Here is a 12178-nt window from a genome sequence, read left to right on the forward strand (position 1 = left end):
GATGGTTTGTGATGGCAACCGAACCGGCTGTCGAAGATGTCAGCCGCCTCGAACATTCCAGCCGCGACGTCAGCACCCTGCCCGACGTGATGTCGCGGTGGTTGTCGACGGTGCTGCCCGACGGCGCGACGCCGGAGATCACCGTGGAGAGCGGGGTCGACGCCAACGGCATGTCCTCGGAGACCATCATTCTCACCGGCCGCTGGGACCAGGACGGGCAACGCCAGGAGCAGAAGTGGGTCGCCCGCATCGCCCCCGCCGAACGGGACGTTCCGGTGTTCTCGTCGTACCGGATGGATCATCAGTTCGACGTCATCCGGTTGGTCGGCGAGAAAACCGATGTACCGGTGCCGCCGGTGCGCTGGCTGGAGAACAGCGGGTCGGTACTGGGCACGCCGTTCTTCCTGATGGAGTACGTCGACGGCCGGGTGCCCCCCGATGTCATGCCGTACACCTTCGGCGGCAACTGGTTCTTCGACGCACCCGCCGAACAGCAGCGAGAACTCCAAGACGCGACCGTCGACGTGCTGGCCCAACTGCACTCGATTCCCGAGCCGCACAACACCTTCGGCTTTCTCGATGACGGGTCCGACGACAATGCGTTGCGGCGCAACCTCAACTGGCTGAAGTCCTGGTATCAGTTCGCCGTACCCGACATCGGGCGCTCCACGCTCGTCGAGCAGGCCCTGGACTGGCTGGAGGCCAACTGGCCGACCGACGCCGCAGCCAAGGATCCGGTGCTGGTGTGGGGCGACTCGCGCGTCGGCAACGTGCTCTACTCCGGGTTCCAGCCCGTGGCCGTACTGGACTGGGAGATGGCCACGCTGGGGCCGCGCGAAATGGATGCCGCGTGGATGATCTTCGCGCACATGGTGTTTCAAGAGCTCGCAGGCCTGGCCGGCTTACCCGGCCTGCCCGACTTCATGCGCGAAGAAGACGTCAAGGGCACCTACGCCGCGCGCACCGGAGTGGACCTCGGTGACCTGCAATGGTTTTACGTCTACTCGGGGGTGATCTGGGCGTGTGTGTTCATGCGGACCAGCGCCCGGCGGGTTCGCTTCGGGGAGATCGAGCAACCCGAAGACGTCGAATCGCTGTTCTATCACGGGGCGCTGCTCAAGCGGCTCATAGGAGGAGAGGCCTGATGCTCGGACCGATCGACGAATTCCCCGTCCACCAGATCCCACAGCCCATCGCCTGGCCGGGATCATCGGACCGCAACTTCTACGACCGCTCCTATCTCAACGCCCACGACCGCACCGGCGACATCTTCTTGATCACCGGCATCGGCTACTACCCCAACCTCGGGGTCAAGGACGCGTTCGTCCTGGTGCGCAGGGGCGATGTGCAGACCGCGGTGCATCTTTCCGACGGCATCGACGCTGACCGGCTGAACCAACACGTGCTGGGGTACCGCCTCGAGGTCACCGAACCGCTGAACAAGCTGCGGGTGGTGCTCGAGGAAACCGACGGCATCGCCGTCGACCTGACCTGGCAGGGCCTGTTTCCCGTCGTGCAGGAGCAACGCCACATACTGCGCACCGGCACCCGCGTCACGCTCGACGCCCAACGCTTCGCCCAGGTCGGGAGCTGGAGCGGCACCATCGCGATCGACGGCGAGGACATCACCGTCGACCCGTCGGTGTGGATCGGCACCCGCGACCGCTCGTGGGGTATCCGCCCGATCGGCGAGCCCGAGCCGGCGGGTCGTCCCGCCGATCCCCCGTTCGAGGGCATGTGGTGGCTCTACGTGCCGATGGCGTTCGACGACCACGGGATCGTGCTGATCATCCAGGAAGACCCCACCGGGTTCCGCAGCCTCAACGACTGCACCCGGATCTGGCGCGACGGCCGGGTCGAACAGCTCGGCTGGCCGCGGGTGAAAATCCACTACACCTCGGGGACCCGAATTCCCTACGGCGCCACCATCGAAGCCACCACGCCCGAGGGAAACCCGGTGGTGTTCGAGGTCGAGTCGAAGCTGGCGGTGCCGATCCACATCGGCGGCGGGTACGGCGGGGATTCGGACTGGCTGCACGGTATGTGGAAGGGCGAGAAGTTCACCGAACGGCTCACCTACGACATGACCGACCCGTCGGTCAACGGCAAGGCCATGTTCGGCGTCATCGACCATGTCGGCCGTGCGGTGTGCACTGAAGGCGGCAAGACGGCAGAGGGCTGGGGGCTGTTCGAGCACGGCGCGCTGGGCCGCCACGACCCGTCGGGCTTCGCCGACTGGTTCACCGTCGCACCGTAAGTCAGCGATTTCGGCGCGCTAACGGACGCTGACGGGGCATAAGCGCGCCGAAATCGCAGTGCGAGCCCTCAGCTGGCCGTCGGCTGTGCGACGCTGACCCGGCCGAACACCATGGACTCCTCGATGCGGTCGAAGCGGTGGTCGATGGCGTCCAGCACGTAGTTGTGCCGCACGTTCCAGGGCCGTTCGGTACCCGACTTCGGGAGCACGTGGCCCGCGCGCTGCACGTAGCCGGCGTTGATGTTCCACGCCGGTTTCTCGGCCATCGGCCGCTCGCCCAGATGCGGGTAGGCGTGGGTGTAGCGGTGGGCGTCCATGTAGGCGATCAGCCTGGCGAACGCGCGGGCGGTGAGGTCGGCGCGCAGCGTCCACGAGGCGTTGATGTAGCCGACGCACCAGGCCAGGTTCGGCACGTCCTCGAGCATGTGCTCCTTGTAGACGAACCGGTCCTGCGGCTTGAACTCCGCCCCGTCGATGCTCAGCGCAACCCCGCCGAGCGCCTGCAACTGGATGCCCGTCGCGGTGACGATCACGTCGGCGTCGATCCGCTCCCCCGACCGCAGCACGATTCCGGTGGCGTCGATGTGATCGATCTGGTCGGTCACCACGTCCAGGCGACCTGCGCTGATCACCTCGTAGAAGTCGTTGTCCAGCATGGCGCACAGCCGTTGGTCCCACGGGTCGTAGCGGGGATTGAAGTGCACGTCGACCGGATAACCCTCGGGCAGGTTGCGCTTGGCGTTGCTGCGGATGTAGCGCCTGCTGAGCTTCGGCGCGATCCGGGCGAACCCGTAGACGAAGACGGTGAACAGCGTGTTGTAGAACCGCGCAGCGCGGTACGCGGCCCGCTTCGGCAGCACCTTACGGAACGCCTGCACCACCGGGTTGATGCGCTGGGTCGACAACATGTAGGTCGGTGACCGCTGCAGCATGGTCACGTGACCGGCGCTTTCGGTCAGGGTCGGGATCATGCTGACCGCGGTCGCGCCGCTGCCGATCACCACGATGCGCTTACCCGCGTAGTCCAGCGACTCGGGCCAGTGCTGCGGATGCACCACGTCGCCGGAGAATTCCTCGAGGCCGGGGAAATCCGGCCGGTACGGTTCGTCGTAGTTGTAGTATCCGGTGCCGAAGAACAGGAACCGCGCCCGGTAGGTCTTCGGTGCGCCGTCCTGCTCGGTCCGCACCGTCCACGTGTCGGCGGTCGAATCCCAGTCCGCCGACAGCACCCGGGTGTTGAACCGGATGTGCCTGTCGATGCCGTGCTTTTGGGCGGTCTGCTCGAGGTAGTCGCGGATGTCGGGTCCGTCGGCCACGTTCTCCGGACGGGTCCACGGCTCGAAGGGGTAGCTCAGCGTGATGATGTCGCTGTCGGAGCGGATGCCCGGGTAGCGGTGCAGATCCCACGTCCCGCCAATCCGCGCGCGCCGCTCCAGCAGGGTGTAGGACGCCTTCGGGTTCTTCTCCTGCACGCGGTAGGCGGCGCCGATCCCGGAGATCCCCGCACCGATGATCAGCACGTCGGAGTAGTCAGCCTGCTCTTCGCGCAAGCGCTCATCGGTACCGGTCTGCTCTTCGCGCAAGCGCTCATCGGTACCGGTCTGCTCTTCGCGCAAGCGCTCATCGCCACTCATCGCGAACCTCCTTTGGTCCTGCCGAGTACCACGATATGTGTCAGGACCCCAAAGCGTCGACGATCCTGGCCAACGACTCGACCGCGATGGGCTCCGGCTGGTAGAGGCAGATGCGGTCCGACACGCCGTCGACGCGGTCGCGGATGTGCGCGGCGATCTGCGCCGGGCTGCCGCATGCGGCGATGGTGTGCAGCACGTCGTCGTCGATCAGGGTGGCCATCTCCTGCCACCGGCCCTGCTTGGACAGCGCATTCAGTTCCGGTTGCAGCTCACCCCACCCGTGCGCGTCCAGGACCGGGCGGTACGCCGGGGTGGAACCGTAGAACGACAGCAGCCGGCGCGCCGATGCGTGGTCGTCGTCGTCGACGGACACGATGATCTCCGGGACGACGGCGAAGTCCTCGGCGCGGCGCCCGGCCGCCGCGAGCCCGTCGCGCACTGCGGGCATCGTCACCTCGTGCAGGAACCGCTTCGAGCCGAACGGCATCACCAACAGACCGTCGGCGACCTCGGCGGTGGCCCGGGTCAACCGCGGGCCCAGCGCGCCCAGATAGATCGGTGGTGGGCCGTACGGGTTGGGGCCGGGGTTGAAGGTCGGGGTCATCAGCGTGTGCCGGTAGTACTCGCCGCGGAAGTCCAGCCGCTCGCCGGTGCTCCACGTGTGAAACACCGCCCGCAGCGCCCCGACCATCTCCTTCATCCGCGCCACCGGCCGGTCGAAAGCCGCGCCGTAGCGCTTCTCGACCTGTGCGCGCACCTGGGTGCCGAGGCCGAGGACGAAGCGCCCCTGCGCCAGCAGCTGCATGTCGTTGGCCTGATGCGCAAGCTGAATAGGGTTGCGCGGGAGCGCGATCGCAACGTTGGTCATCAGGTCCAGGCCGGGCACCGTGGCCGCCAGCGTCAACGGCGCGAACACGTCGTGTGGGCCCTCGAACGTGAAGACACCGCTGGCTCCGGCCTCACGCAGGGCCTGCGTCCGCTGGATCGCATCCGTCGGGCCGAACAGCGCTGTCAATATCTTCACGACGTGAGAGCCTAATCGGGTGACGTCTCCTGTCCTGCCGGCCGGCGCCGACGTCGTCGTCATCGGCGCCGGGTTCGCCGGGCTGACCACGGCCCGCGACCTGATCCGGCACGGGCACGACGTGCTGGTTCTGGAGGGCCGCGACCGGGTCGGGGGTCGGTCGATGACCGCGACGATCGCCGGGGTGCCGGTGGATCTCGGTGCGACGTTCGTCGGTCCGACGCAGGACGCCGTGGTCGCGCTCGCCAAGGAACTCGGTTGCCCCACCGAGCCGACATACGTGCGCGGCAAGAACCTGATCCACTGGCGGGGCCGGGTGCGGTCGTATCGCAGCACGATTCCGCGGTTGTCGATCATCGAACTGCTCGACGTGTCCCGCATCCAGTGGCGGTTTGACCGCGTCTGCCGCCGGGTGCCGGTCGACAAGCCGTGGACGTCGTCGATCGCCGAGATCCTGGACTCCAAAACCCTCGATGACTGGCTGCGCTACGTCCGCGCCAGCGCATCCACCAGGGATCTGATGGCGATCATGGCGCGGGTGACATGGGGCGCCGAACCCGCCGAGGTGTCGATGCTGCACGCCGTGCGTTACGTCAAGGCCGCGGGCGGGATCGGCCGCATGCTCGACGTCGAGGGCGGGGCCCAGCAGGACCGGTTCCCGGGCGGCACCCAGCAGATCGCGCTGCGGATGGCCGACGAACTCGGGCCGCGGGTGGTGTTGGACGCCGTCGTGCGCCGCGTCCAGCGCCACCCCGACGGCACGCTGACCGTGGGCTGCGACCGCGGGGATGTCACCGCCAAAGCGGTTGTCGTCGCGGTCCCACCCGCGCACCGGGCCGGCATCGAGTTTCACCCCGACCTTCCGCCCGAGCATGCAAAACTCGTGCACCATTGGCCGCAGGGCAATCTCAGCAAGGCCTACGTCGCCTACGAAACGCCGTTCTGGCGGGCCAACGGCTGTTCGGGTGAGGCGCTCTCCGACGAGGGTCCCGTCTTCATCACGTTCGACGTCAGCCCCGGCGACGACGGCCCGGGAATCCTGTTGGGGTTCACCGACGCCCGGTCATTTGACACGCTGCCCGCCGCGCAACGCCGGGAACGCGCGCTTGCCGGTTTCACGACGCTGTTCGGCGATGCGGCCGCCCACCCGATCGACTACCTCGACCACCGTTGGGGCGCAGAAGGATTCGCCCCGGGCGGACCGACGGCGGCGGTGCCGACGGGATCGTGGACAACCTACGGCCCCTGGCTGCGCAAGCCGGTCGACGGCATCTTCTGGGCGGGCACCGAAACCGCTGACGAGTGGACCGGATTCCTCGACGGGGCGGTCCGGTCCGGTCAGCGCGCCGCCGAGGAGGTGCACCGCGCGCTGACGGCCTAAGAGGTCGCGCGCCGCGCCGCGCTGACCGACTCGACCAGCCGGCGCAACTGGCTGTTGACCTCCTGCGGGCGCTCCAGGATCGCGCAGTGCCCGCCGGCCAGTTCGACGAACTGCGCGAGGTTGGGCACCTCACGGGCGATGTGGCGCGCCGACTTTATCGGCAACAACCGATCCTTCTCGCTGCCGATGACCAGCGTCGGCACGCTGAGGTTCTTCAGCCCGATGTGCTGGGGTCCGAGATGGTCGACGAGCGTGCGGGCCCACCCGCCGCGACCGGCCGGCGGGGTGGAGGTGAACAGTTCGTAGACGAACTGGCCAATCGTGGGATCGGCGTCGCGCCCCACGGCCATCATGGACACCAGCCGTCGGCCCGGGCGTTCGACCGCCCGCATCACCGGCGCGGCGCTGAACGTCTTCAGCAGCGTTCCCGCGAATCGCACCCGCACCGCGGCGAGTTGCGGCGGCACCGGCAGCAACTGCACGTTGCGCAGCAGGTCTCCGGTGGTGGTGTTGATGAGTGCGACGGCGGCCGCCCGCTCGGGCACCCGGTCGGGGTGGCGCTCGGCCCACGACGTGATCGCGATGCCGCCCATCGAGTGGCCCGCCACCACCGCGCGTTCACCCCGGTCCACCGTCGCGTCGAGCACGGAGTCGAGGTCGGCCGCCAGATGATCGAGGCTGTAGCCGCCGCGGCGCGGCACTCCGCTGCGGCCGTGACCGCGGTGGTCGTAGGCGATCACGCGGTAGTCACGGGACAGGTCGGTGATCTGGTGCGCCCACACCCGGATCGCGCAGGTGATGCCGTGGGCCAGCACGATGGGCTGGCCGTCGTCGGGCCCGAAGACCTCGGCGTGCAGGCGGGTGCCGTCCGCTGACCGGACCGTGACGGGCCTGCCCGGCGGTAACGCCTGCGCGGCGGCGAAGCCACCTGCCCGCGTCCTCGGGGTTTGACCACGTCCCATCTTCGCTCCGATCAGGTCTCAGCAACGTTGCTGCATAAGTTAGCTTATCTTCGGGTCCGGGTGGCCGTTATCAGCGACTCGCGGCGGCGGCTCAGATGACGCGCATCCGGCGCGGTTAAATGGGCGCCATGCGCGCAATACAGATAGCCAGCCTGGACGGGCCGCAGGCCGCGAAGCTTGTCGAGATCGACGAACCGGACGGCCAGGACGCGATCGTCATCGATGTGCACGCCGCGGGGGTCGCGTTTCCCGACGTGCTGCAGTCCCGCGGGCTCTACCAGTACAAACCGGAGCTGCCCTACACCCCCGGCGGTGAGGTCGCCGGCGTGGTGCGCAGCGCACCTGCGGGCGCGCACGTGACCGCGGGTGATCGGGTGGCTGCGCTGACCATGCTCTGCGGGGGGATGGCCGAAGTGGTCGCGCTGCCCGCCGAACGGGTGTTCAAGCTGCCTGACAACGTGTCGTTCGAGGCCGGCGCCGGCCTGCTCTTCAACGACCTGACCATGCACCACGGACTGCTGACCCGGGGCCGGCTGGCCGAGGGCGAGACCGTGCTGGTGCACGGCGCCGCCGGCGGTATCGGCACGTCGACGCTGCGGTTGGCGCAGGCGTGGGGCGCGTCGCGGGTGATCGCGGTGGTGAGCACCGAGGACAAGAGCGAGGTGGCCCGCGCCGCCGGGGCGTCCGATGTGGTGCTCGCCGACGGCTTCAAGGACGCGGCAAAGGAGCTGACCGACGGGCGCGGCGTGGACATCGTCGTGGACCCGGTCGGCGGTGACCGGTTCACCGACTCGCTGCGCTCGCTGGCCCCCGGCGGCCGGCTGCTGGTCATCGGGTTCACCGGCGGGGAGATCCCGACCGTGAAGGTGAACCGGCTGCTGCTCAACAACATCGATGTGGTCGGAGTGGGTTGGGGCGCTTGGACTCTCACCCACCCCGACTATCTCGCCGAGCAGTGGGCCGAGCTGGAGCCGCTGCTGGCGTCGGGCAAGGTGTCCGCGCCCGAACCGGTGGTCTACCCGCTCGAACGCGCAGCCGATGCGATCGCGGCGTTGGAGGACCGCTCAGCCAAGGGCAAGGTCGTCGTCAAAGTGCGCTGACCCTCGGCGATTTGTGGAGCGTGAACCGCGCTCACCGCGGCTACCGCTCCACAAACCGCTTCTTGACCTCCAGCCGGCGCAACTTGCCCGACGTTGTTCTCGGCAGCGCGCCGGGGCGCACGAAGATCACGTCCGAGGGGACGACACCGCATACTGACGCGACGCGCCTGACCACCTCGGCACGCACACCGTCTTCGTCGGGTCCGCGGAACTCCGCGACGACCACGACGCCGGGCCGCACGGAGCGTTCACCGACACCGACGGCGACGACGGCGCCCTCGCGTACCCCGGGTGCGCTCGCGGCCACCTGCTCGACCTCGGCGGGAAAGACGTTGCGCCCGGCCACGGTGATCAGTTCCTTGGCACGCCCGCACACCACGAGACCGCCGTCGACCAGATAGCCCAGATCGCCGGTCGCAAACCACTCGTCGGCGCCCAGCGGCTCCCCGCCGCGATAGCTCGTCATCATCGACGATCCGCGGATCATCACCTCGCCGACCCCGCGCTGCCCGTGCTCGCCCGGTTCGATGCGCACCGACATGCCCGCTATCGCCGCACCGAGGATCGCGTGGCCGGCGTCGTCGACGACCAGGCCGCGGCCGGGTTCGGGGACCGTTACCGCACAGGTGGCTTCGGCCATTCCGTACGACGGTGCCAGCGCGCCGCCGTCGAACCCGAAGCGGGCCATCTCGGTGGCGAACCGCGCGGTCAGGTCACAATCGACGGGTTCACCACCGTTGAGCGCGAAGCGCACGTTGCTCAGGTCCACGTCGGTGACGCGCCGCGAATACTTGCCGAGCAACCCGTAGGCCATGTTGGGCGCCGCGGTGATGGTGGCGCGGCTCTCGGAGAGCCAACTCAGCCACCGAAACGGTGACGCCTGAAAAGCCGCCGTCGGCGCCTGCCACACGTCGGTGCCGCCCAGGGCGCCCGCGAGCAGAAAGCTCAGCCCCATGTCGTGGTACAGCGGCAACCAGGAGCACCCGACGTCTGCCGGCGTCACATTGATGCGTGCGTTGAGGCCGCTGAGGTTGGCCAGCACCGCGTCCGGTGAGACCTGCACTGTGCGCGGGGCGCCCGTCGACCCCGCGGTGCCCTGCAGTAGCGCCACCGGGTCGGGATCATCGGGGGCCACGAACGTGGACGAACGTCCTACCGGGGCAACGGAGCTGAGCTCCTTGACGATCAAGGGTCCGTCGGCGCCCGACAGCCGGTCCAGGTGGGCGCCGTGGCTGAGCACGTGGCTGATCCCCATGCCGCTGAACCGGGTCAGGGTGCTCTGCGCCCACTGATCTGAATCCGCGCCGCGGACCGGGCCGGGTCCGATCGATACCGCAACACCGGCCTGGAAGGCACCCAGGATCGCTGCGATCAACTCGACGGTGGGGTCCCCCGTCAGTCCGAGCGCGGTGACGCCGTCGTCGCGCAGCCAGTCGGCGACGTTTTCTGATCGGGCGTGTACCTCCGGCCACGGATGGCGCGTCCAGTGCCCGTCGTCCAGAACGACCAGATACCTGTCGCTGCTTGATAACCGCTCGGCAAGCGCGGTTGCCAACGAGCTCATCGCACCTCATACGTGTTGACCCTGGGAACCGACTGCCTCGACAACGGTTCGCTACCGCAAAGTTAATGGATCGGGGTGCGCTGTGGACGGCTACGTGTGACTGCCCGTTCCGGTCGTTATCGGCGCAGAGGCGTCGTCGGGCAACTCCACCCTGATCGCACGTTCCGGGCAGGCCGCCGCACCCTCGACGGCCTTCTCGAACAGCGCTTCGCCGACGAAGGGCTTGACGACGACGCAGTAGCCCTCTGAATCAGCTTGGTATATCTCCGGTGCATGTGTGTAGCACACGCCCCAGCCCAGACAGCGGTTGCGGTTGACGACCACCCGCACCATTTCGCTTTCGTCCACACCGGCGGCAGCGAAGCGGGCGCGCACGTCATCCTGTGTGGCAGGACTGAACCCGCGCCGGGCGACGAGGTCGACCGCGCGGTCCACCATCCTGGCGTTGGTCACTGTCCGGTACACCAACGGGTTGTCCCCGATGCCCACCCGAATTCCTAGCCCGCGCTCCAGCGCGTGCTCCCACAGCTCTTGACAACGTTCGGCCGAGTTCATCGCATATGGCACGACGACGATCTCGTGATCGACCCACTTCGGGATCCGCGAGATCAGGAAGTCCATGACGTCGGGGGCGGGATCACTGTAGGAAACCCAGCGATCGGAGAAGAACAACTTGATGTTCAAGGGTTGCCGCAGGACCCCGATGCGGGCGGCCAGCATCACCCAGCGCAGATCGACGGCATTGAACACCGAGATGCTGGGCACCAACCTCAACGTCGTGAGCCGATCGAGCTCGGCCAGGTACGGAGGATGCGCGCCGCTCGAGTCGTCGGTGCCGATAGCGGCCACCTCGAACTGGTTCTTGTCTTCGTGCCACAAGACCTGCTCGACGTGTTGAGCCGGCTCGTACGGAGTGAAAAACAACCCGGTACCGTCCGGTGGGCGCTCGGCTAGCGCCGCGACGTGCTCGAGGCTGCCGGCGTAGCCCGGGTAGGCGAGCGGGTCGACCTCCCGGGCCGCGGTGGCCAAGATTACGCGGGAGACGTCGTCGTCGGCCCAGGCTTGCCGGCCGTCGTCATAGCGAGCGTGGTAGTGAACCACGCTCGCACCGTGCTGGATGCACTCCACGACATCGTGAGCCGTCTCGTCAGCACCATAGGGAACGTTCGGATTCAGTTCCTTGCTGGCCTTGCCGTTTATCCCGGCCTCCAGGTACACCCGGCCGTCGTCGCGAAAACTCATTGCAGTGCCGCCTTTCTGCAGGTGTCCACAGCCACGACCCTGGCGTCACGCCTTCCCGACAAGCCGCAGGTGCAGATGCTCCGGTGACGGTCCAGAGTTTACACAATTGCCATTGTATAAATTAGCGGCCGGTCGGGCGGGCGTGGGGCGGCCCTGCCGCGATGAGCGTGCGCGAACTCGCACTCGAGCACGGTGTGTCGGCCGCTGGGCCCACCGCGAAGCGTGGGGACACGCACGCTCGTGGGAAAGGGTGGGGTGCGTTCGTGCACGGCTTCCCGGCAACCGACGGTAGCTTTAGCCTGTCAGACCGACGAGTGTGGAGGTTGTGTGAAGGCCCTTCTGAAGATGCTGGGGTTGGGGCTTGTTGAACTGGTCGTGTTCGGCTTGGTGCTGTTCGGGCTCGCCGGAACGTTCGACTACTGGCAAGCGTGGGCTTTCCTGGCGGTGTTCGCCCTGTCGACGTGGCTGCCCAGCATGTACCTGCTGCGCACGAATCCCGATGCCCTGCAACGACGTAAGCATGCTGGGCCGGTCGCCGAGACCCGCGCGGTGCAAAAGCTGTTGATCGCCGGCTGGTACTCGTCGCTGGCGGCGATGGTTCTGGTGAGCGGCCTTGACCATCGGTTCGGCTGGTCGTCGGTACCGGCGGCGATCAGCGTGGCCGGTGACGTCCTGGTCGCCGTCGGGCTCGGGGTGACCAGCCTGGTGGTGATCCAGAACAGCTTCGCGGCTTCCACGGTCCGGGTGGAGTCGGACCAGAAGCTCGTCGATACCGGTCTGTACGGCCTGGTGCGCCATCCCATGTACACCGGCAACGTCATCACGATCGTCGGCTTCCCGCTTGCGCTCGGCTCCTACTGGGGACTGGTCGCGGTCATACCCGGCGTGATCACGCTCATCTTGCGCATCAACGACGAAGAGAAGCTGCTTCGCGAAGAGCTGGACGGGTACCGCGAGTACGCGCAGAAGGCGCGCTACCGGCTGGTGCCCCTGATGTGGTGACCGTCGGCACGC

At 67.8% G+C, this 12178-nt stretch carries 10 protein-coding genes; 5 read left to right on the top strand and 5 right to left on the bottom strand.

Annotated features, from left to right (window positions below; all coding sequences use genetic code 11):
* Window positions 1-11 precede the first annotated feature (11 nt).
* Window positions 12-1145, top strand: a complete 1134-nt coding sequence (locus K3U96_RS18625) for a phosphotransferase family protein (protein ID WP_220690697.1) — start codon at window positions 12-14, stop codon at window positions 1143-1145.
* A complete protein-coding gene (locus K3U96_RS18630) occupies window positions 1145-2257 on the top strand; it encodes an Rv3169 family protein (protein ID WP_220690698.1) in 1113 nt (370 codons plus the stop codon). The genes K3U96_RS18625 and K3U96_RS18630 overlap by 1 nt, the downstream gene beginning before the upstream one ends.
* 68 nt (window positions 2258-2325) lie before the next feature.
* Here K3U96_RS18630 and K3U96_RS18635 read toward each other — a convergent pair whose 3' ends face one another.
* Together K3U96_RS18635 and K3U96_RS18640 are read right to left on the bottom strand one after the other, a co-directional pair.
* Entirely contained in the window at window positions 2326-3891 is a 1566-nt protein-coding gene (locus K3U96_RS18635; protein ID WP_220690699.1) for a flavin-containing monooxygenase, read from the bottom strand.
* 40 nt (window positions 3892-3931) lie between these two features.
* Window positions 3932-4915 carry a TIGR03617 family F420-dependent LLM class oxidoreductase gene (locus tag K3U96_RS18640; protein WP_069407088.1) on the bottom strand — a complete coding sequence of 328 codons (984 nt, stop codon included), beginning with the start codon at window positions 4913-4915 and terminating at the stop codon, window positions 3932-3934.
* 19 nt (window positions 4916-4934) lie between these two features.
* On the opposite strand from K3U96_RS18640, the gene K3U96_RS18645 reads away from it, so the two are divergent.
* Entirely contained in the window at window positions 4935-6296 is a 1362-nt protein-coding gene (locus tag K3U96_RS18645) for a flavin monoamine oxidase family protein (protein WP_230982195.1), read from the top strand.
* Here K3U96_RS18645 and K3U96_RS18650 read toward each other — a convergent pair.
* On the bottom strand, window positions 6293-7258 hold the full coding sequence (locus tag K3U96_RS18650) for an alpha/beta fold hydrolase (protein WP_220690700.1): 966 nt from the start codon (window positions 7256-7258) through the stop codon (window positions 6293-6295). The genes K3U96_RS18645 and K3U96_RS18650 overlap by 4 nt on opposite strands.
* Window positions 7259-7386: 128 nt before the next feature.
* Here K3U96_RS18650 and K3U96_RS18655 point away from each other — a divergent pair, with 128 nt between their 5' ends.
* A complete protein-coding gene (locus tag K3U96_RS18655) occupies window positions 7387-8358 on the top strand; it encodes an NADPH:quinone oxidoreductase family protein (protein ID WP_220690701.1) in 972 nt (323 codons plus the stop codon).
* A gap of 40 nt (window positions 8359-8398) precedes the next feature.
* On the opposite strand, the gene mbtM is transcribed toward K3U96_RS18655, so the two are convergent.
* Window positions 8399-9922 (bottom strand): long-chain-fatty acid--ACP ligase MbtM, encoded by a 1524-nt coding sequence (gene mbtM / locus K3U96_RS18660; protein ID WP_220690702.1) that lies wholly within the window; start codon window positions 9920-9922, stop codon window positions 8399-8401.
* Window positions 9923-10012: 90 nt separating this feature from the next.
* On the bottom strand, window positions 10013-11164 hold the full coding sequence (locus tag K3U96_RS18665; RefSeq protein WP_220690703.1) for a 3-keto-5-aminohexanoate cleavage protein: 1152 nt from the start codon (window positions 11162-11164) through the stop codon (window positions 10013-10015).
* A gap of 345 nt (window positions 11165-11509) precedes the next feature.
* On the opposite strand from K3U96_RS18665, the gene K3U96_RS18670 reads away from it, so the two are divergent.
* Entirely contained in the window at window positions 11510-12166 is a 657-nt protein-coding gene (locus tag K3U96_RS18670) for a methyltransferase family protein (protein ID WP_275085480.1), read from the top strand.
* Window positions 12167-12178 lie beyond the last annotated feature (12 nt).

This window comes from Mycolicibacterium holsaticum DSM 44478 = JCM 12374, from assembly GCF_019645835.1.
Taxonomy (GTDB): domain Bacteria; phylum Actinomycetota; class Actinomycetes; order Mycobacteriales; family Mycobacteriaceae; genus Mycobacterium; species Mycobacterium holsaticum.